16 protein-coding genes are annotated in these 22,087 nt (G+C 46.5%); 7 read left to right on the top strand and 9 right to left on the bottom strand.

Features of this window, described 5'->3' with window-relative positions; translation table 11 throughout:
• Positions 1-172: 172 nt before the first annotated feature.
• Positions 173-2,644 (bottom strand): hypothetical protein, encoded by a 2,472-nt coding sequence (locus FRZ06_15445; protein ID QOX64636.1) that lies wholly within the window; start codon positions 2,642-2,644, stop codon positions 173-175.
• Between the two features lie 78 nt (positions 2,645-2,722).
• Positions 2,723-5,569 (bottom strand): molybdopterin-dependent oxidoreductase, encoded by a 2,847-nt coding sequence (locus tag FRZ06_15450; protein ID QOX64637.1) that lies wholly within the window; start codon positions 5,567-5,569, stop codon positions 2,723-2,725.
• A gap of 627 nt (positions 5,570-6,196) precedes the next feature.
• On the opposite strand from FRZ06_15450, the gene FRZ06_15455 reads away from it, so the two are divergent.
• From FRZ06_15455 to FRZ06_15465, 3 genes are all read left to right on the top strand, one after another.
• Entirely contained in the window at positions 6,197-6,775 is a 579-nt protein-coding gene (locus FRZ06_15455) for a 5-formyltetrahydrofolate cyclo-ligase (protein QOX64638.1), read from the top strand.
• Positions 6,776-6,974: 199 nt separating this feature from the next.
• Positions 6,975-7,595 carry a hypothetical protein gene (locus FRZ06_15460; protein ID QOX64639.1) on the top strand — a complete coding sequence of 207 codons (621 nt, stop codon included), beginning with the start codon at positions 6,975-6,977 and terminating at the stop codon, positions 7,593-7,595.
• Complete coding sequence (locus tag FRZ06_15465; GenBank protein QOX64640.1) at positions 7,592-8,167, top strand: hypothetical protein; 576 nt, start codon at positions 7,592-7,594, stop codon at positions 8,165-8,167. Before FRZ06_15460 ends, FRZ06_15465 begins: the two co-directional genes overlap by 4 nt.
• Positions 8,168-8,288: 121 nt before the next feature.
• On the opposite strand, the gene FRZ06_15470 is transcribed toward FRZ06_15465, so the two are convergent.
• From FRZ06_15470 to FRZ06_15500, 7 genes are all read right to left on the bottom strand, one after another.
• Positions 8,289-9,806, bottom strand: coding sequence for a MarR family transcriptional regulator (locus FRZ06_15470; protein ID QOX64641.1), 1,518 nt, complete (start codon positions 9,804-9,806; stop codon positions 8,289-8,291).
• Between the two features lie 10 nt (positions 9,807-9,816).
• Positions 9,817-10,245, bottom strand: coding sequence for a beta-hydroxyacyl-ACP dehydratase (locus tag FRZ06_15475; protein QOX64642.1), 429 nt, complete (start codon positions 10,243-10,245; stop codon positions 9,817-9,819).
• On the bottom strand, positions 10,242-11,477 hold the full coding sequence (fabF, locus tag FRZ06_15480) for a beta-ketoacyl-ACP synthase II (protein ID QOX64643.1): 1,236 nt from the start codon (positions 11,475-11,477) through the stop codon (positions 10,242-10,244). The genes FRZ06_15475 and fabF overlap by 4 nt, the downstream gene beginning before the upstream one ends.
• 16 nt (positions 11,478-11,493) lie before the next feature.
• A complete protein-coding gene (gene fabG / locus FRZ06_15485) occupies positions 11,494-12,234 on the bottom strand; it encodes a 3-oxoacyl-[acyl-carrier-protein] reductase (GenBank protein ID QOX64644.1) in 741 nt (246 codons plus the stop codon).
• Between the two features lie 38 nt (positions 12,235-12,272).
• Positions 12,273-13,268 (bottom strand): ACP S-malonyltransferase, encoded by a 996-nt coding sequence (locus FRZ06_15490; GenBank protein QOX64645.1) that lies wholly within the window; start codon positions 13,266-13,268, stop codon positions 12,273-12,275.
• Positions 13,213-14,178, bottom strand: a complete 966-nt coding sequence (fabK, locus tag FRZ06_15495) for an enoyl-[acyl-carrier-protein] reductase FabK (protein QOX64646.1) — start codon at positions 14,176-14,178, stop codon at positions 13,213-13,215. The genes FRZ06_15490 and fabK overlap by 56 nt, the downstream gene beginning before the upstream one ends.
• An 86-nt stretch (positions 14,179-14,264) precedes the next feature.
• Complete coding sequence (locus tag FRZ06_15500; GenBank protein ID QOX64647.1) at positions 14,265-15,230, bottom strand: ketoacyl-ACP synthase III; 966 nt, start codon at positions 15,228-15,230, stop codon at positions 14,265-14,267.
• Between the two features lie 299 nt (positions 15,231-15,529).
• On the opposite strand from FRZ06_15500, the gene FRZ06_15505 reads away from it, so the two are divergent.
• The 4 genes from FRZ06_15505 (at position 15,530) to FRZ06_15520 (ending at position 21,984) form a co-directional block, all read left to right on the top strand.
• A complete protein-coding gene (locus FRZ06_15505) occupies positions 15,530-17,023 on the top strand; it encodes an aminotransferase class I/II-fold pyridoxal phosphate-dependent enzyme (GenBank protein QOX64648.1) in 1,494 nt (497 codons plus the stop codon).
• A gap of 270 nt (positions 17,024-17,293) precedes the next feature.
• Positions 17,294-20,260, top strand: a complete 2,967-nt coding sequence (locus FRZ06_15510) for an EAL domain-containing protein (GenBank protein ID QOX64649.1) — start codon at positions 17,294-17,296, stop codon at positions 20,258-20,260.
• A 157-nt stretch (positions 20,261-20,417) separates the two neighbouring features.
• Entirely contained in the window at positions 20,418-21,206 is a 789-nt protein-coding gene (gene ygiD, locus FRZ06_15515; GenBank protein QOX64650.1) for a 4,5-DOPA dioxygenase extradiol, read from the top strand.
• Between the two features lie 130 nt (positions 21,207-21,336).
• Positions 21,337-21,984, top strand: coding sequence for a hypothetical protein (locus tag FRZ06_15520; protein QOX64651.1), 648 nt, complete (start codon positions 21,337-21,339; stop codon positions 21,982-21,984).
• The last annotated feature ends 103 nt before the right edge of the window (positions 21,985-22,087 follow it).

Genomic DNA, 22,087 nt, shown 5'->3' on the forward strand with positions numbered 1-22,087 from the left:
ACAAAGCCGGAGATTCGTGTTTAGTTGCCTCTAGAACAATTGTAGTCTACCAGCAAAACACCTTCTCTGTCAACTAAAAAGCACCGACAAATCCGCTCAATTCAACCGTTTTGTTCCTAGTTTTCCTGGACAATTGCAAATAACATCCTCGCTTTCACCACGAGCAAAACATCTACTGATCTACGTCCATTTTTTTCCCGTTCCACACAGCTTCCAGCTCGATCTTCATGTGATGAGCGTAAGCATTCAGAAGCTCAAAATCAAGATCGCTCTTTTCACGGTATTCCACCCAGTATGTCGTATAGCCTACCTCTTTATAGCCGCTGTAGCTCCCCTTGTCAGGATGGTGCACACGTCTGCCTGTTCGCTGACAAAATTCCACTGCCGACGCAATGTCTTCTTCTAAAATTCGCCCTCTGCTCAGCTTTTCAGACAGCTCAGCAGAAATCTCCAGCTTCACACCGCTTTTCCTTGAAGCCGAACCGTCTTCCCCCCAGTAGGCTTCCAAGATTCTTTCCTTCAAGAGAATTCTGTTTCCTCTTCTCTGGCTTACCGTAGGCAGTATTACAGGGGTTTCTCTTCCAAAAAACAGATCAAGGACGTGTACTGTTTCCTTTCCCGCATCAAGAAATACATCGCGGCAGTTGATACAGTACGTAATATAGGGGCGATCTGATTCAGAGATTCTCTTTTGGGTTACAAAAGAAGCATATTCGGGATTCGCAACAGCAGGTTGTCCGCCAAAGCTGCAGCAGCGGGGATTGTCATCATTTTCTGTGAGAGGTTCAAGTGCATACCCCAATCGTTCTGCCACCCGTCTGACCGAGGCTCTCATCTCAGGCTCATGCCTTGAGGCACAGGCATCAAAGATAGAATAGGTCATCATTTTCTCGGAAGAGCCAGCCTCAGAGAGAAGGCCTTCACAAGCGGCCCCTGAAGCGCCGACCTCAGAGAGGCGGAACTTGGAAGGTCGCTTCGCAGTTTCGATCAAAGGCCGCTTCGCAGGATCTATTAATTGCGCACCGCCCCAGCCATCCAGAATCTCATAAAGTGAGATTACAGGAATCTCCTCAAGATAGGTTTTAAACTTCTTCTCGCAGGTAGGACAGGCCATAATCAGTACTGGATATCCAAGCTCCTCCCATCGGTTTTTGATGGAATCGAGTTCACCCTGATGCTTCTCCTCGTCTCCCGACCACTCCGCGGGTGCGCCGCAGCATTGAAGCAGCAGCCCTGTACCGGGATTCCTGTCAAGGAGATAGGCATAAGTCTTTTCCACAAGTTCCGGATCACTGGCACCCAGCTGGCATCCGGGAAAAAAAGCATAACGAACAAGCTCTTCAGCAGATGTGGGTTCTTGGGTTCCCGATTCCAGCGTCTTTCCAACATTGTAAGGAGATCCCTTGCAAACTGCAGCCAGACTGCTGTTTGCAAAGTCCATATCCCGCAGCCAGAAATCATGAAATACCCAGGGCGCTTTCTTCTGCCTGTGCATGCTCTTTCTTCCCTCGAGAATCAGACCGCCAACGTCGACCTCCTCGGGGCACGTCTCCTTGCAGAGTCCGCACTGGTTGCATGTGCTCAGCAGCCGTTTCGCCGGAGTAGCCTTCACCTCCGCTGATCCTGGAAGTGTCGTCGCCAAAATCTCGTCTCTGATTCTCAAAGGCCACTTGTTGTAAAACGCGGTCAAATCACAGTAGGTGCGGCAAAAATCGCATTGACATTCCAGACAGCGGGCCGCCTCCTGCGTTGCCTCCTCCCTGCTGTAACCACCTTCACTCGCAGGCGTTACCAGCTCTTTCACCGTTAATTTTGATGGATTCAGGCACATGGCTGTCTTGCGCTCATTCAGAGGATAAAGCAGATTTCCTGTCTTCAGAAAACTATCGATCACTGTACCCATATGAAGTCCGTCTGCCAATGCGTAAATCGGATCCGCCCCTGCCAATCCTCCTCCCGCAAACCATCCAGCGCCGCCATGGAACGCGCAAAATCCATCCTGTTCTGTGAGAAGTCCAAAGTCCTCACCTCCAAGACCGGTTGCCACATAGACGGCATCAAAGCCGCGTTCTGCCAGCTCATGGATGCTTTGAACAGGCGTATTCAAATGGAGCGTATAGTCTTCATGTTGGAATTGTTCTTTTATGTCAGAAAGAAAAATCTCCGGATCTAAAAGCTCCCATAGCGTCCCGCCGATCCGGTCCTTTTCTTCAAAGATTTCAACTTCATATTTTTTCATGCAAAGGCGCAGTGCGCAGGCTAAGCCGCTTGGCCCAGCCCCGATGACTGCCACCTTTTTTTTCTTCATGGGCAGATTATAATCCGTCGGACTTCGGTCTCCGGTGTAGGTCACGCAGGCCTGCTCCAGGAGCCTTAGTTCTATGGACGCATCGGAATCTTTTCGAGGGCAGACCCCTTTGCATGGCTCAGGGCAAATGCTTGATACAATAGCAGGAAACCCAACGGCATTGCGGTATGTTTTGAACGCACCCTTGAAGCCTCCCCGTTTCATCTTCTCGATAAAATCCAGAATGTCCAGATGAAATGGACACTCAGCTGCACAAAAAGGAATCTCCTTCTGCAGACAGTTTTTGAAGTTTTTCAGTTGTTGTTCCATTGTTTCACCTTCATTTCGTCCAAGCATGCCCAGTTTCTGTCAAGTCTATGAAACACAGGCCGGCCTGCGCCTAGCAGACCGGCCCGCTGATATTTCGTGTTCGGTTTAAACCGGATTGTTCTTGATATATTCCATTTCCTCATAGAAATCCGAACCCAAGAAGTATTTTTTAGGCGGGTTGATCGTTTCACCGTTTGCCAGCTTTTCAAGCCCTGCTTTTACTTTCTCAGGTGATGCGGGAAGCTCGTAAATTCTTACGCCGCAGGCATTATAAATGGCGTTAATTACTGCCATATGACCCGCTGACTGGAAGGCTTCCGACGCACCGGAGGAACCGAAGGGGTTCTTTTCACGAGGCGTTACCAAATGGATGATATTGAAATCGTCCGGGATATCCTTGATTGTAGGAATTCCGGCTCCCAGAGGATTGTTATGCTTCTTTACGTCATCATAATTCTCGGACAGCGCAAAGCCGATGCAGTGGGACAATCCGCCATATGCCTGACCGTTGACGGAATCGATGTTTCCGATCACACCTACATCATCAACACAGGTATAGCTGATTACTGTAGTCTTTCCAGTTCTCGTGTCTACCTCCACCTCTGAGAGGAACATCGCATAGGTGAAGTCGGGGGTTGGGTTTCCTACACCAGTATTGGGGTCCAGATCGCAAAGATCGGGATCACTTGGATTCAGATACTGTACCTCGTACTTGGTAGGGATACCTTCAGCTACCATTTCCGCATGTGTTCTGTAGGTGCCGTCCGGCTTGGTCATAGCTGCGATGAGCTGGTCTGCCGCCATCTTTGAAGTCTTGCTGTTCATATAGTGCTGCCTGGAGGATGCTGTCGCACCGGAGTCCGGGCAATATTTGCTGTCATTCTGGATCAGAACGATGTCGTCAATTGAAACACCCAGCGGCTTCAGCGCTTCCAGTGTACACTGAAGTGAGCCTACGTCTCCGCCCTGGCCTTGATCCTGCCAGGTGTCATACTTTACAAACTTTCCGTCCTCACGAAGCTCAAGGGCAATGGTGCACTGGTCCGCACTGCCTTCTGTTACATTGTATCCGCCCCATGCGATTCCCACACCCCTTCTCTTTTCCGGGGTGTCCTCAGCCTTGCATCGTTCCACCGCCTTATCATAGATCGGTTTCATGATCTCCATAATCTTTTCCATCGGATAGTTTACGAAGGGATAGCTGTTAATATTCAAATCTCCCGGTCTTGCGATATTTCTCCACCGAATTTCAAATGGATCCAGGCCAAGCTTTTCCGCCATCATGTCCATCAGCGCTTCTGATGCAGTGTATGCCTGAGGAGAACCGTAGCCTCTATATGCCGTTCCGTAAGCGTGGTTGGTGCAGGCAACTCTCGTCAACCCCATAACGTTTGGTACGTTGTAAGGGAAGAACATGAATCTTGCAGGTCTCCAAGTCAGGTCATCTCCCAGCTCGTTGTACGCTCCGTGATCCAATCCGCAGTCCCATTCTGCCGCAAGAATCTTACCCTCTTCATCACAAGCCAGACGTGCATTGGTATAGGAAGGTGCTCGCTTACCGGAAAACGCCATAAATTCTCCGTAGGTCATAGAGAATGCTACCGGAAGATCGTCGCAAGCCATGCACGCGATTGCTGCCAAGGAATATGTCGCTCCCGCAATACCCCATCCAAAGGTTGCGCCCGTCGGATTCTGCACCACTCTAACCTGCTCTGCAGGCACACCTGTGGCTTCTGCGATATCCCCAATATTTGCGTAGATCGCCATAGCTTTGCAGTGAACAGTGAGCATTCCGTCATCACCCCAGTAAGCCTGCACCGTATCCCCTTCTATGGGCATATGAGGCTCTCTGGTTGAGTGAAAGCTTCCTTCTACAACGTGTGGTGCTTCATCAAAAAGGGCTGGTGTTTCATGTCCCGTTCCTTTTATGGTAGGCTGAGCAGACCATACATTTGGATGGTCATCATGGATGCGCATGGCATCAGGCATAGCAGCTTCCAGATAATTCAGGTATTCGGGGAGCTGTTCGAAATCTATGGTGACCTTTGCAGCTGCCTCTCTCGCATGCTCTTTTGTATCCGCTGCAACGAGGGCTACGATATCTCCGTAGTTAAAGATCTTGTCTTCGGCAAGGAGAATATGGGTCTGTTCTGTCGCGAGGCAACGGGGCGAGAACTGGAAGAAATTCAGCCGGTTGGAGCCTTTTACGTCCTTATGAGTAATGATCTTATAGACACCGGGCATCTTTTCAGCTTCCTCAGTGTTGATTTTCAGGATCTTCGCATGATGAGCAACCTTAGGCTGGACCATTACGACGTGAAGGGTGCTCTCAGGCATCTTAAGTTCGATATCATCACCATAGTCACAAACGCCGCAGACCTTGGCCAGCGCCGCAGGCCGTACCAGCGGAAGCCCATAGTACTCTTTGTTTTCCGGCAGCTTTACTTTAATATCTTCGATATCACATTCACCACGAAGAACCTTTGCGGCTTCCATTACTGCATTTACGATTTGCTTGTACCCGGTACATCTACAGATGTTTCTATGTTTCTGGAACCAATCTCTGACATCCTCTCTGGTAGGTGCCGGATTATCCTCAAGTAGCGCATAGGCTGACACGATAAAACCGGGGGAACAGAATCCGCACTGTACCGCACCATGATTCATGAAAGCGACCTGCAGTGGGTGAAGATGGGTTGGAGTTCCGATTCCTTCAATGGTCGTTACCGTGCTATATTCTTCCAAAGTTTTTATTTTCTTGGTACAAGAACGGATTACCTTGCCATTGAGGATCAATGAACATGATCCGCAAACTCCCGTACCGCAGCCAACTTTTGTTCCGGTGAGTCCCAGTCTCCGAATCACTGTAGCCAGCGTGTCTTTCTCCGGATCGCAGATGAACATTCTGTCTGCGCCGTTGATGTTCAGCGTCATCTTTTTTAGTTTTTTCATGAAAACCTCCTAGAAAATGCCTCTTTCATTTAACTTTATCATTCAGGACCTTGACAGCCCAGTTTAGAAACACAGGTTTATGAATTTTTATGGTGCAGGGAACCTCTCTTTGCGCGGCTCTTTTGTATCTCTGAACCGATATTTCCGAATAATAAAAAGCCTATCCCAATATGTCAGGATAGGCAGAAACTGCTCTATTTCTTCGCCTTCTCCTTTAAAAGCGGGCACTTGCCGCATGCAGCACGACCCTTGTCCATTGTCCGCAAAGCGCCCCCCTCTTGAGATCACCCGGAGAAACCTATTCCTTTATGAATTCCGAAAATCGGCGCTTCTTTTGCACCATTGCCTTTTCTAATTTTTCAGTAAGTTCTGATTAATTGTAGTTTATCAATGCACGAAAGCTCTGTCAACTGAAAAGCAGGCAGAAAACGTGATTAGTATGCTGTGTTTCGGTACAATTCTGCTATCCCCAAACATCTGGCTCTCGTTAAAAATATTATCCATAAAATCCCATAATTTCAATGGTTCCCTCCATTAAAAATTTTTTAAAATATAGATAGAATGGTGCATCAAAATATGCTAATATATGCTACAGAAAAATGTTGAGAAGAAGGTGAGCCTTGCGTAATGCCAGACAAAAATGAAATACGAAAAAAAATTTTGGAAAGAAGAGCGACTTTACCTGCCGAAATCCTAAAGAGAGCCGGAGGGAAGGCAGCTGAAAGGCTTCTGCTGATGGAGGAATATGAAAACGCGGATACGGTCATGCTCTACATGGATTTCCGCAATGAAGTGCCCACCAATGAGATCATAGAGCTTATACGGAGCTCAGATAAGAAGCTGCTGCTCCCTTATATAAGCGATGATTTCCGAATGATCGCTTATGCGATACCAAAAGAGGGTCCTCTTGAGAACTGTTTGATTATCTCGAAATATGGAATTGCAGAGCCAAATCCGGAACGCTGCAAAGAAGCGGATCCAAACTCCATCGACTTGATCATTGTACCCGGTACGGTCTTCGATCAGTTTGAAAATCGAATCGGCTGTGGGAAAGGCTGCTATGATCGCTATCTCGCACAGCTTCCCGCAAAAGCCTTTAAACTTGCACTTGCTTATGATTTTCAGGTGCTGCAATGCATTCCCGCAGACCCAACGGACGTCAGAATGGATAAGATCATGACCTTGAGTACCAATGAGGAACGCTGAGTTTCCGTTTTATGAGGCCATCTTCTGCCGCAGGATACCCCTGCGGTTTTTTGTTTATATTGCGGCTCTATGTCAAATATTGGCGTGAGATCTACTTCACAGCAGGCTTGGTTTCATCGGTTCGCCCGCGGTTTAGAGGAACGTTACTGCTTAGAACTTCATACTATGTATTACTTATTTCTTAAAGGAGCAGATTGCATTGACTGAATCAACTAACCCCGCAAGCGGATACATTACTTACGGTCAGATGAATATCATTAATGATTTCCGAATGCTATGGACAGAAATCGCCATCTGGCTTCGGTCCTTTATGGTGAGTACCATCACCGAATTCAGTGATTCGAAGGCCATCTCGAATCGCTTGTACCGCATAGCAGATGACTTCAAGGATAAGCTACAACCGTTTTTCGGTATGGAAATTGCGCAGAACATCCAGCAGCTCCTCCTATGGTACATCGTTAATATGCAAACCATGATTACAGCATTATACTATAAGGATCCAGTCACCGTAGACAATGCGGTTACTTCATTGTATAGAATCTCCGATGAGCTTGCTGATTATCTTGCCAGTGTGAATCCATACTGGTCTAAAAACCAGTGGCTAAGTCTTCTGAATGGGTTGAACGAAATGATCATTGCTGAAGAGGTTGCATTAATCGGAAGCGAGTATGAAAAAGAGATTGATATCAGAGATCGAATCTTTCGCCAAGCCAGACTCCTTGGAGATTACACAGCAGCCGGCGTCATGCATTATTTGGTTCCGGAGGAACATCCGATTCAAACGATTCAAGAATTATTGGTTGGAGGAGATCCGATATGAGTAACGTTCATTACAACCAAGAAGAATGCCTTACATATGGACAAATGAATCTAATCAACGATTTCCGGACGCTCTGGACTGACGTTACCTTCTACTTAAGAGGTTATGCACTAAGCTCTGCAACCGGTATGGATAAGCTGAAGGAAGCCACGAGGAATAGGATCTATCACATTGCACATCACTTTGAATCTAAGCTCGAGCCTTTTTTCGGTTCAGAAGTATCTGAACAGTTTGAAACGTTGATCTTGCAATTCCTGGTAGATATCATCCAAGCTATTGACGCGTATTTCGCCTCTGACGAAACCGCCCTGAACCAATCCCTGCCTGCAATTTATAGGGATATTGACAATATCTCCAGCTTTTTAGCCGGCATCAATCCCTATTGGAGCAAAGAGCAATGGGAAGGCCTTTTAACGAAACTTCTTGAAAACGGGCTATCAGGCCTTGAGGCAATCAAGGCAGAGAATTATGAACAGGACTTTGAAATCATAGAAAGTAACCTTAGGTACGCCACGATGATGGGAGATTATATGGCCAACGGATTGCTTGCTTATTTGCAGCCGGCCAGGTAGGGCAGCTGTAAAAACATAGCTTAAGAACCCCAAACGAAAAAAACGCCGGACTGCACCACTGACATTCCCGGCGTTTTCTAATCTTCACTTATTGACCTCTTAGCGCAATGCCATTTCCAAATTAGTCTTTCCCTGTCAGCTCCCGGAAGATATCCTCAACTGTTTCTATCTTCTCTGCTCTATAAGCATTGCTTCCAGAAAAGACAAGTCCGTGATCGATGTCTCCGTTTGCGGCGTTGATCAGAGCCTGCGTAATGCAGTAAGGAGCTTCCTCCGCTTTGCAGGGAACTAGGCAGCGGTTGCATTTTTCCGGAGGGATTCTACCAACCTCAACCCGCTCGGTGAAAGGTGTTCGTATGGCTCTTCCGGGCATTCCCACCGGGCTTTTGATGACAACCATATCCTCTTCCTTTGCATTCAGATAAGCCTGCTTGAAATTCGGATGGACATCACATTCCTCTGTCGTTACAAAACGAGTTCCCATCTGCACACCGTCCGCTCCATATGCCAATGCCTTCTGGAGATCTTCCTTTGTATAAATGCCGCCTGCTACAATGAGGGGGCAATCCTGCAGATCCTCAATTTCCTCTTTGATCTCCATGATGGTCTCATAGAAATGTTCCTGGGCATCTTCCAGCTGTTCTTCCTTGAATCCCAGGTGGCCTCCAGCCTTGGGCCCCTCAAAGAGGATCGCATCCGGCACCCGATTGTACTTTTTGGTCCAGCTCTTTATGATCAGAGCTGCCGCTCTTGCGGAGGATACGATGGGAACAATCTTTACCTTACTGTTCTTTACAAGGCCGGGAAGGGACGTTGGAAGTCCTGCACCGGAGATGATCATATCCACCCCCGCTTCAACGGAAGCTTTTACAAAGTCGTCATAATTCCTGCTGGCGCACATCAGATTGACAGCAATGAGCCCTTTGCCGATCACATCCTTAACCGCTTCTTTTGCTTCTCTTATATTTTTTTTCAGGGCCCTAATGTTGGCTTCCTTAGGATTTGTATAAAAATCCGGTTCTCTAAATCCAATCTGTGCTGCTGAAATCACGCCTACGCCTCCGCATCGCGCGACAGCCGAAGCCAGCCCGGAAAGAGATACTCCAATACCCATTCCACCCTGAAAAACAGGGACGGGTATGGTAACATCACCAAGCGCCAAGGGTTGAAGTTCCCGCGGCCCGTCGCCGCTTACGGACTTCAATCTCTGCCTCTTGAAGAAGTCATGAATATTATCTAGTGACTGTACCAAAATCGCCTGTTCCTCCTCATTTAATTCTGTGATGACCTGATTGATCATCGCTCTATGAAACTCCTCGTGCTCCTGAACGGCTTCAACACCGTCCTCCGTTAATTCAATTTTAACAATCCTTCGATCCTCAGGAACGCGAAAGCGGTTTACATACTTTTTATCCACCAGCTTATTAATGGCGGTGGTCAGCGTGCTCACATTGATCTTAAGAGTAGCCGCAACCTGGGTCATCGTTTTCGGCTTCCCTGTGCCGATGGCGGCAAGGGTATGAACTTCTGTGATGGACAGGTTATGCTTGGAGGAATTCTTGATCGCTTCTTCCTCCATCTTAAGCACGCTATTAAAAAGGTTCACCAATATACTGTTTAATTTCTTCGCGATATCCATGTCGCTTCTCCTATGATCCGATGGCAAACATGATCTCGCACTTACATGCGACTTTGTCTCCCAGATACGCCACAGCCTTTCCGAATCCTGCCTTGCTTCTCATGCGATCCAGCTCCACTTCAAGACGTAGGGTATCACCGGGAAACACCTTCTGGCGAAATTTCGCTTCCTTGATCCCGCCGAAATATGCAATCTTGCCGCGATGCTCTTCCATGGAAAGGATTGCAACAGCACCGGCCTGAGCCAGCGCTTCCACAATGAGCACACCGGGCATGACCTTTTCCTGAGGAAAGTGACCTTTAAAATAGTATTCTTCCTCTTTTACATATTTTATTGCAACTACCCGCTTTCCGATTTCCATCTCAACGATTTCATCGATGAGCAGGAACGGATCTCTATGGGGTATGATTTCCTGTATTTGGTCTCTGTTTAATATCACTTCTCAAACCTCTTTAATAGCAGAACGCCGTTGTGCCCGCCGAATCCGAAAGAATTGGACATGGTATAGGTTAGCTCCTGCTTTCTGGCAATATTCGGTACGTAGTCCAGATCAAGCTCCTCATCGGGGAACTGATAATTGATGGTGGGAGGAATGATTCCATCCCGCATGGCATTGACACATATGATTGCTTCTACCACCCCGGCTGCACCCAGCATGTGCCCGATCATGCTCTTTGTTGAGCTGACAGGAACTTTGTAAGCCGCTTCGCCGAATACCTTCTTAATGGCTCTTGTTTCAAAGAGGTCATTATAAGGGGTGCTGGTTCCGTGGGCATTGATATAGCTGACTTCAGACGGTTCAATTCCGGCTTCCGCAATGGCCTGTTCCATTGCCTTTGCAGCTCCTGAACCGTCAGGACTGGGCATGGTCACATGGTGTGCATCACAGGTAGTGCCGTAGCCTACTACTTCTGCGTAGATTTTTGCCCCTCTGGAAACTGCATGCTCATAATCCTCCAGAATTACGATTCCTGCACCCTCACCCATTACAAATCCGTCTCTTTCTTTGTCAAAGGGTGTGGAACAGCGATCCGCATCCTCTCTTGTGGACAGCGCTGTCATATTGGCAAATCCGGAGAAGCAGACCGGTGCAAATGGTGCCTCCGAAGCTCCTGCAATCACTGCGTCGGTGTATCCGTGCTTGATTGAGCGATATGCTTCACCGATGGCCTGAGTACCGGTAGCGCAAGCTGTTACGATTCCGATACAGCTACCTGTTGCGTTACATTCAATGGCGATATTTCCCGCCAGGATATTTCCGATGACGGAGGTTACCAAAAATGGAGATACTCTAGATACAGTACCTTTCTCTGCCGCCTTGAAAACTTCGCTTTCCAGCGTCATAATACCGCCGATGCCTGAACCAACAAGCACGCTTAGACGATCCGGGTCAATGTTCTCACCGCTGATCAGTCCGCTGTCTTCCATGGCCTCTTTGGCTGCGGTAACACCGTACTGTGAGTAAAGATCCGTTCTTCTTGCTTCCTTCTTATCATGAAAAACAAAATCTTTTACCTCTCCGCCATTTTTAGCCTTTTGAACTTCCGGATCAAAATGGGTAATTCTTGCAATTCCATTTTTTCCGCTGCTGATTCCTTCCCAGAAATCCTTTACATTATTTCCAAGGGGAGTTACAGCTCCCATTCCTGTAATTACTACTCTTCTATTCATACATTTCCTCCGTGTATTATATGGACATACCGCCGTCTACGCCAAGAATCTGGCCGGTGATGTATGCCGCCTGATCCGATGCCAGGAACGCAACTGCATTTGCCACATCGGAAGCAGATCCCACTCTGCCCAGACTAATCGCTCCGGTCATAGCTTTTTTCTGATCTTCTGTCAAAACATGAGTCATATCCGTTTCGATGAATCCCGGTGCCACCGCGTTTACTGTAATACCACGCTTACCCAGTTCCTTTGCTGCAGACAGGGTCACTCCGATGATTCCCGCCTTAGATGCGCTGTAATTCACCTGTCCCGCATTTCCACGTACCCCTACAATGGAGGAGAGGTTGATGATGCGTCCTCCCTTTTGTTTGATCATTACAGCGGAAGCCGCTTTTAAAAAGTAAAAGCTTCCGTTCAGGTTCGCACGGATTACTGTGTCGAAATCATCTGCAGACATTCTCATCATCAATTTGTCATTTGTGATTCCAGCATTGTTTACCAGAATATCAACTCTGCCGAAGATGCTTTGTGCATATTTTACAGCCTCATCAGCATGAGCCGGATCTGAAACGTCGCCTTTGATCAATTCTACTTTTGTGCCGTATTGTCTAAGCTCTTCGGCGGTGTTCTTCGCTGCCTCTTCATTGCTCCGATAGCAGAGCAGCACATTGGCACCCTGCCTGCAGAATTCCTCTGCAACCGCCTTTCCGATCCCTCTGACTCCTCCGGTTATAATTGCACTTTTTCCTTTCAGCATGATTCCACCTCTTTTATTCGCTGTCGCTAACCATCTTTTTATTCAGCCGCGATCATTTCTTTCAGTTTATTGATTGTATCAGACAGAGTCTCATAATCCTCGATGTTCATCGTAGTGGCACCCGGGCAAATTTTCTTTACAAGTCCACATAGAGTATTTCCCGGGCCGATTTCGATGAAGGTGTGAATCCCTTCCCCTTCCATGTTCTCTATGGTTTCCTGCCAGTAGACCGGGCTCGTCACCTGCTTTGCCATAATATCAGCAAGCCATTCGCTTTCGCTGCCTTGACAGCCCTCCATAATATCTCCTCCCGTAACATTGGAGTAGATTTTTGTGGTGGGATGTTTCAGCTTTGATACGGCCAAAAGTTCTCTCAGTTTCGGCTTTGCGGGCTCCATCATAGGACTATGAAAGGCAGACCCTACACTGAGAGGAACTGCTTTGATCTGTCCCATCTCTTTGCTCTTTATTTTGAACCGTTCCAGTGCGTCCTTATCTCCTGCCACAACAGTCTGAACAGGTGAGTTGAAATTAACGCCTTCCAGAACACCTTCCTCTCTTGAAGCTTCCACGCAATTCAGGATGCGTGCTCGCTCCCCGAACGCTGCGATCATACCGCCGAGGTTTTCCCCTTCAGCATTTCTCCCTGCATCGTTCATCCAGGCGCCTCTGTTTTTCACGATTTCAAGACCCGTTTCAAAGTCTGCAATTGATCCGCCTGCCGTAAGAGCTGCATACTCTCCCAGACTGAATCCTGCCATGCCCTGCATTTCCAATTGATCGAGGAGTTCTTCCTCCAGGTTGGACAATCCTTCCAAAAAAGCTTCATACGCGGCAATGGACACGGTATATACGCACGGTTGCGTGATATTTGTCTGTCTTAAAATTTCTTTTGCGCCTTCGAAACACCATTCTTTGATTTCATCTCCGGCAAGATCAAAAACCTTTTTTGCCTCTTTCGAATTCTCGTAAAGGCTTTTACCCATTCCTGAGTATTGTGCCCCTTGGCCTGCAAATAGTAGCCCTATTTTCATATACAGCTGCTGCCTCCTCAAACATTTCTTCGATCATTTCCTTCGCAGTCTGCTCCCTGCCGATAAGCCCGGCGATCTGTCCTGACATGACGGAGCCATTTACCATGTCACCATCTTTCACTGCCGCTCTCAGCGCGCCAGCTCCCAGCTTCTCAATTTCCGAAGGGTCTGCGCATCTCTTTTCCAGCGAAAGTATTTCTCTGGCGAGTCTATTTTTCAGCACGCGCACCGGATGCCCGGTGCTCTTGCCTGTTGCTACCGTATCGGAATCCTTTGCCTTTAATACCATATCCTTATAGCTCTGAGCCACCGTACATTCCTTTGCGACCAGGAATCTTGTTCCCAGCTGTACGCCCTTTGCTCCCAGCATAAAGGCTGCGGCGATTCCTCTTCCATCTCCGATTCCTCCTGCGGCAATGACAGGAATCTTTACTGCATCAACCACCTGAGGAAGCAATGCCATTGTGGTTGCTTCACCGATATGACCTCCGCTCTCCAGTCCTTCTGCAATGATTGCATCGGCCCCTACCCGCTCTACACGGATCGCCAGCGCGACGGATGCGACTACTGGAATTACCTTGATCCCGTGCTCTTTTAGCTTCGGAATATATTTGCCCGGGTTTCCTGCTCCAGTGGTGACCACCGGCACGCCCTCCTCACAGATGACATCCATAATAGCATCGGTATGGGGGTTCAGGAGCATAACATTGACACCAAACGGCTTGCCTGTCATTTCCTTTGTTTTGCGGATTTCACTTCTCACATAATCCGCATCCGCATTACCGCAGGCCACAATTCCGAGGCCTCCGGCATTGCTCACAGCAGATGCAAGGGGGGCATCCGCTATCCAGGCCATCCCGCCTTGAAGAATGGGATACTCTATTCCAAGCATTTCACATATATTTACCATTTCTTACTTACTCCTTTATCTGATTGCCTGTTCTCGTTTATCGACTCGATTAGTCTTTTTCATCTTGATTATTGCACTATTTACAGCTAAACCGCTTCAAACAGCACTGCTCCAGCCGTAAGTCCCCCACCGAAACCTACCAGCATAATCTTGTCTCCCGGCTCTACCTTGCCGCTTTTCATCAAATCAGTCAAAGCCATGGGAATGCTCGCTGCCGATACATTGCCCGTCGTCTGAATATTAACTTGAAACTTTTCCAGGGGCTGCTTCATTCGCTGTGCAGCCGACAGTATGATTCTCATGTTCGCCTGATGGGGAACGTAATATTTCACATCGTCTGCTTTGATTCCTGATTTCTGAAGAACCGCATCCATCACTTCACCGATTGCGCCCACAGCAAAGCGGAACACTTGTGTTCCGTTCATCTTTAAAAACATATCGTTATTCTCATCCTCTGCAAATGGGATATTCCTATAATCCATCCCGCAGGTCAGGGAATCTGTTACATCATCATAATTTTTAACAAAACTACTGATGATTCCTGTTTTTTCTTCGGAAAGCTCTAAAACCGCACAGCCAGCACCATCGCCGAACAAAATGCAGGTTCCTCTATCCTCCCAGTTGGTAATTCTGCTCAGCCTCTCTACACCGATGACCATTGCACGCTTAATTCCATGGGTTTTCATCAGCGCTTCAACGTTCCAAAGTCCGTAGATGAATCCGCTGCAAGCCGCATTGATATCATATGCGATGGCATTCTCAAGACCCAATGTTTTTTTCACAAGTGCTCCCATTGAGGGAACGAGCATATCCGGTGTAACGGTGGCAACGACCAGCAAGCCGATTGAGGCTTTGTCAATATCGCCCAGCGCCTCTTCTGCGGCAGCTACCGATAGATCCAATCCGCTTTCTTTTGTTGCAACGTATCTTGCTTCAATCCCTGTCCTGTCTATAATCCACTGATTGTCTGTTTCTACCAGCTCAGCCAGCTTGTTGTTATCCACTTTCAATTCCGGCAACGCCTTGCCGGTTCCTATGATTGTGACTCCCAATGTTTACCTCCTTTTTCTGATCTTTTCTTTCTTTATTCATATTCATAAATTTATTTTGATAGTCAAACTATTTGATAGTATTATAATTTTTTATGGTAATTGTGTCAAGTTTTTTCCAGCACACGATAAGGCAGCGTCTGCCAACGCGCCACAATGCAATGTCTTTCCAGCGTGCTATCATGCAGTTTCTTCCAACGCATCGTTTCGTTGCTTCCACCAAAAACCCCGTAGGTAAGTCGCTGAATCTGTGGTATGATAAATTCAAATAATTTACCGGCACATCCGGGAAAGGAGAAACAATGTCTGCAAATACCTCTATTCATGATTTTTTGGCTCAGCACAGCAAAAAGGAAGCCGTTTCTTTCCATATGCCGGGCCATAAGGGTTCTCTCCTATATAAAAGATTTGGGTTTGACGATTTTCTCGGCAATATCATGAACTATGACATCACTGAAATTCCGGGCGCAGATAATCTCTTTCAAACAGAAGGGGCAATCAAAAGCGTGCAAGATCGCTATGCTGCGCTTTATGGCTGCAAAAAATCTTATCTGTTGGTCAATGGTTCCAGCGGAGGTAACATCGCTGCCATCCTCGCATCAGTCGGACAGGGAAAGCAGCTGATCATGGCCCGGAACTGCCATAAATCCGTATTTAACGCTCTGACGCTTGGCGGTATCAAGCCTGTTTATGTTTATCCTGAAACAATTGGAGAATATGGAATTTCCGGAGCCATCGAGCCTGCAGCTGTAGAAAAACTGATTGCGGAAAATCCTGATGCAGAGGCCGTCTTTATCACCAGTCCTAATTATTATGGCATTTGCAGCGATATAAAATCCATTGCTCAGATCGCGCACCACAGTGGAAAGATTCTCATTGTCGACGAAGCCCATGGCGCACATCTGCAATTTTCCAAAGCACTTCCCGCCTCCGCACTGGAGTCAGGTGCGGACCTTGTCATTAACAGCACCCATAAAACGCTGGCGTCCCTGACACAAAGTGCAGTCTTGCATTGCAATTCTGAGATTGTGGATCATTATCTTCTTGAAGATAAGCTTCAATGTGTCCAGAGCACAAGTCCGTCCTATATTCTAATGGCGTCCTTGGATATCAACGCAAAAATTCTCGAGAGACATAGAAATGTACTCATGGAAGAATGGGTCCATAACCTTGATCTATTCTATCGTAGGATTTCAAAAATCCCCGGGTTGAAGACAATGGGCCAGATGGAAGGATTGGATTGGACGAAAATTAATTTTAGTCTGGGAGCGCTTGGAATTTCCGGTGCCCAACTGGATCATATCCTTATGGAAGAGTACAATATCTTCATCGAGCTTTTCACAGGCGACTGGGTCATGGCAATGTCGGGAATCGGAAACAAGTCCGAGGATTACGACCGTTTGGCATCTGCTTTGGAAGCAATTGCTGGTAAAGACCACTTGTATGAAAGTAATTCGTCGCCCAACGACAGTCATGCATCTTCCATTGACTATGATAGTGCGAATGAACGCAATGACAAGAAAAAAGGTTCCGGCGTACGGCTGACCCCTCCAAAGCAGGCACTGATGTTTGATATTCCTACCCAGAAAAAGAGAGTAAAGCTGGCTGACAGCGAAGGAATGATCTGCGCGAGCTCTATCATTCCCTATCCGCCTGGAATTCCTCTGATCTGCCCCGGCGAACGCATAGAAGCTGAAGCCATCGCATATATCCAGACAATGAGGGAGCTTGGCGAAAAGGTTATCGGCGTGAACGAGCTGGGAGAAGTCATCGTCGGAAGCAATCCCACTGAGTAAGTCGCATCTGATTTTTGATCCGTTCTAAATTGGAAGCCGTCGACGAAACTCGGCGGCTCCCTTCCCTTTATTTGATTGATCATTGATTTCACCTTCATATTGGCCGAATCATCAAACTATGTTCAATTTGCTCTCAAATTGGTACTATTTTGCTTTTTTGTCGATTCTGACAGGATCCTGTCAGATTTAGAAGTGTTTTCGATTGTATCTTACCTTGCCTTATTATATAATAGGGAAGTTAAAAACGTTTTAAGGGGTACGGAGTAACTTATGAAACGCAGTACTATCTACAGCACTTCTGTTCTAGTAATCCTAATTTTAATCGGCAGTATCATACCCTCTGCCGGAGCGGAAAAGACTCACGGTCAGTTGGCGTTTATCCCAGCAGCAGACCGTTCTTCATCGACAGAATTATTCAATTTACAGGCAAAATCTCGCACGATTCGGGTGGCTCAGATCGACCTTTCCAATTTTTTTGACTATGAGAGAAACACCACCCCATTGGGTTACGGTTATGAATATCTTCAAGAGATCTCAAATTATACCGGATGGTCCTACGAATTTGTTCCCGTTACCGTAGAAAGTGGTCTAAAGCTACTGGAAGAGGGAAGCATTGATCTACTGGCGCCAGTGGCCAAGACACCTGAATTAAGTCGGCTATATGACTTTTCCGAGAAAGAGATCGGTCTAAATTATTCCCTGCTCTGTGTTGCAGTCGAGAACAACAACGTTGCATTCAATGACTTCGAAGCACTCGGGAAGATGAAAATCGGACTCCTTGAAAACGCACCTGTCAATGCATCTCTTGAGAGTTATGCAAAAAAGAAACATTTCAGTACAGTCACAGTGTTCTTCAGTAACCAGGCGGCACAGCTAAAAGCTCTTCACGACGGTAAAATCGATGCAATCCTTACCAGCAGTTTGGAAAAGAGACCGACGGAACGGGTTATTGCCAGATTTTCTCCTGTTCCCTACTATTTTATAACTGCAAAGGGCAATGACAAGCTCCTTAACCCATTGAATGACGCCATCGCCGATATTAAAGAAAGTAATCCTTACCACGACTACGAACTGCAGAAGAAGTATTATGATTATGAAGAAAATTCTATCCCAATCTTCACAGAGGAAGAAAAAAGGTTTATAAAAAATTCAGGCCCGCTAAATGCTGTATTTAACGCATATCTGCCGCCGATTGAATATTTTGACAAGCAAAGCAACGGCTTTGCAGGTATCAATGCGGATATCATGGCTCTGATCAGCGAGAAATCCGGTCTAAAATTTACCTATTTGAAAGCGCACTCTTACACAGAAGCGCTGCGTAAAATCTCTGATTATCAAGCTGTCATGCTCACCGGAGCTGGTCAAAATGCCTATTGGGCTGACCAGCACGGTCTTTTGCTGACTGAGCCTTATCTGACAGCCTCTGTAGCTCTGGTTAAGAATAAAAATGTAATCAATTTGGAGACTGCGACAGCCGCTCTGGTCAGAGACTCTTTATCATCAGCAGAATATATCAAAAAGACAAACCCCGACATCAAAATCCTTTACTTCAATAGTCCGCTGGAATGTTTCGAGGCGGTCAATACCGGAAGAGCAAGCATTACGTATGCCAATAGCTACGTTGCCGAAAAACTTTTAGAAAGTCCAAGGCTGGACAACCTGGAGATTGTACGAACCGAAAATATAACAGAAGAGATTGCCATCGCAGTATCTGATTCTGCAGATCCAATTCTTCTCTCCATCCTTAATAAATCCTTGCGTAGTATATCGGACGCTCAATTAAACGGCATTATTTTTCAGCATACTGCAAATGCTAAGCCGGAGATCAGCCTGGAATATCTGTTTTATAAAAATCCGGGGTTCCTTTTGCTGTTCCTTTTTATCCTTTTCCTGGCAACGACAGCTGCGTTTACATTCGTCATCAAGACCAAGAATACACATACCCGCGAGATCAAAAAAGTAGCCTATACAGACAGTGTAACCGGAACATGGAACTATAACAGATTTAAAGTTGAGGCAAAATCGATTCTGGAAAACCAAAAGAGCAAAAAATATGCACTCTTTTATATCGATATCAATAAGTTCTCCTATTTCAATGATACCTTCGGATATCAGGCTGGAGATTTGATCCTAGCGGAAGTCTCTAAGGAGATGCAGCATCATTTAAGGGACATGGAATGCTCCGCAAGATTTTCTGCTGATAACTTCGTCTGCCTTATGGAATACGACAACGACCTTTCTCTGATCGATCGTGTCCGAAACTTCCAGAAGAAATGTGAAGAGCGGCTCAAAAAAATAAATAGTCGATATAAGATCTATTTCACAACTGCCATTTACCGGATTCCCCCTGGAGAAACCGATATTCCATCGATCGTCGGCAAAGCTGATATTGCCCACAAGACCCTTGGAAATGTGCGAAAAGAAAGCTTCGTTGTTTATAACGAAAAAATACAAAATGAATTTAACCGAAAAAAGGAACTGGAGAGCTCCATGTACTCCGCGCTGAGAAACCAGGAATTTGTGGTTTATCTTCAGCCAAAAATGAATCTGATCTCCAATTCCATCGTAGGGGCGGAGGCACTGGTTAGATGGCAGCGTCCCAAAGAAGGGCTGATACCGCCCTCGCAGTTTATCCCGCTCTTTGAAAGCAACGGTTTTATCCTCGATTTGGATTTCTACGTCTACGAGAATGTATGTATTTTACTCAGAAAGTGGCTGGATGAAGGAAAGCAGGCAATTCCAATTTCCGTCAACGTATCAAAAGCGCACCTATCGAATCAACAGTTTGTAGCGCATTTGAAAGCTTTGACGAACAAGTACCAGATTCCTTCAGATTTGTTAGAGCTCGAATTGACAGAGACCATCTTTTTTCACAACTCACAAGAGGCTTTCTCTATGATACGAGAATTAAAGAAGCTCGGTTTTCCAATCTCTATCGACGATTTCGGCTCTGGCTACTCCTCCCTGAACCTGTTAAAGGATCTGGTGGTAGATGTGCTCAAGCTTGACAAAGAATTCTTCCGAAAAGAAGGAATGACGAATAAGGATAAGATCATTGTCGAGGGAATTATTCAGATTGCCAACGACCTAAATCTTAAGATTATTTCCGAAGGGGTTGAGACGAAGGAGCAAGTGGACTTTCTGATCAGCTCCGGCTGCCATATGGCGCAGGGTTTTTACTTCGCAAGACCCATGGCAATCGATGCCTTCGAGTATCTTGCGGGCTTTAGAAGGTAAGGCTCCATAAATTCGATCACCAGCTTCCCTCGCGGGAAGCTTTTTTTCTGAGAGAAGAACAGTTTGCACCAATGCAAAATTCCTGTTTTCGATCAAACTTTGTTTAAAACTGATACAAGTGGTTATACCTTTTGTATAGATAGGAGGTATCATTTAGATGAAGGAAAGAATGCCCGCATTGTTTATCGGCCATGGCTCACCTATGAATGCAATAGAAGCTAACCGCTTTTCGAGAACGTGGTCGAGGCTTGGTAAAGAATTTAAAAAGCCAGAGGCAATTCTTGTTGTTTCAGCCCATTGGTATACCCACAGAATACGAATTTCAGACACAACTTATCCCAAGATGATTTACGATATGTATGGATTTCCAGAAGCGCTCTACAATGTTCCATATCCAGCGAAGGGCAGCCCTGAAACGGCACGGCTAGTGAAAGATCTGGTTCAAGACGGAATACAAATTGATAACAGCTGGGGGATTGATCACGGTGCATGGTCGGTTCTTTGCCATATGTATCCTGACGCTGACATCCCCGTATTGCAGCTGAGTGTTGACGCTTCCGCCGATGCAAACTCCCAGTACATGACAGGAAAGAAGCTGGCTCCCCTAAGAGATCTGGGTGTTATGATATTGGGCAGTGGAAATGTGGTGCACAATCTTGCAAAGCTTCGTTGGGATCAGGAAGACGGCTTCCCTTGGGCACTGGAGTTTGATCAATATATTAGAGACAAGATTAGGGCTGACGATCACGAAGCCGTAATTCACTATAAAAATGCAGGTGATTGTGCAAAAAATGCATTCACTACACCGGAACATTTCTATCCGCTTCTCCCTGTTCTGGGAGCGGCAAGTTCAGAGGATCAGCTTACAATATTTAACGAGGAGTGTCTTATGGGATCCCTGTCAATGACGAGCTATCTCTTTGATACCAGCATCCTATCAGTTTGAATTCGAACCGTCCAGCAGGATAAAAATGAACGAATCAGCCGAATTCGCCCTCATCATACGAACCTTTTTTGTACATTGAAATATATATGATAACAGGCATACGGAAGCAATGCCGATAGAGGTGTATAGTATGAATCGGGAAATTACATTAGGCTCCAATCATGCGGAATTTGAGAGCAATAGCCCTTCCGCCGAGAGAAACAATATGGGCGACAGAAACAATACCATCAGCGTAGACGATGCAGTGATCCAGTCGATTAGCAGAAGACAGGGCAGCGGTTACGTAACAATTCAATATCCGGTCTCAGGGCGCAACACCATGACCCATATCCAGGTTGTGACCCTGATTACAAGCAGAAACACAAGGATGCGTGACCAGTTCGGAAACCCCATTGGACTGCGTGATCTAAGAGAAGGTATGGTGGTCAGTGCGCGGTTTTCCTCCATGATGACCAGAAGTCAACCACCTCAATCGAGAGCATTCAGTATCATGGTGGTACAGGAAAACGAATCCTCAATCATTGAGGAAGGAAGGGTGCTTGAGGTGGAATCCAGCCGCGGCTTTAATTATCTTCTTACCGGGCAGGAGGATAACATCTACAGCCAGGTGCGTTACACCATTACAAACGCTACCCTCATCAGAGACCGTCGAGGCAACCCCATTCCCCTTAGATCCATACGTCCGGGTCAACTTGTCAGAATTGAGCGGGCCTCCTTCCAGACTATGAGCATCCCGCCTCAAACAACTGCATTAACCGTTCAGGTTATTTCCAGCTGATTGACTCTAGGTGTTTGGTTCAGATTGATCACTCCTGTCTGATTGGTTCGAGCTGATTGGTTCTTGAAATTAAGAAATCAAATTCACTCAAAAAATCCCGGGC

The sequence above is a fragment of the Clostridiales bacterium genome, from assembly GCA_015243575.1.
In the GTDB taxonomy this organism is placed as follows: Bacteria; Bacillota; Clostridia; order Peptostreptococcales; family Anaerovoracaceae; genus Anoxybacterium; species Anoxybacterium hadale.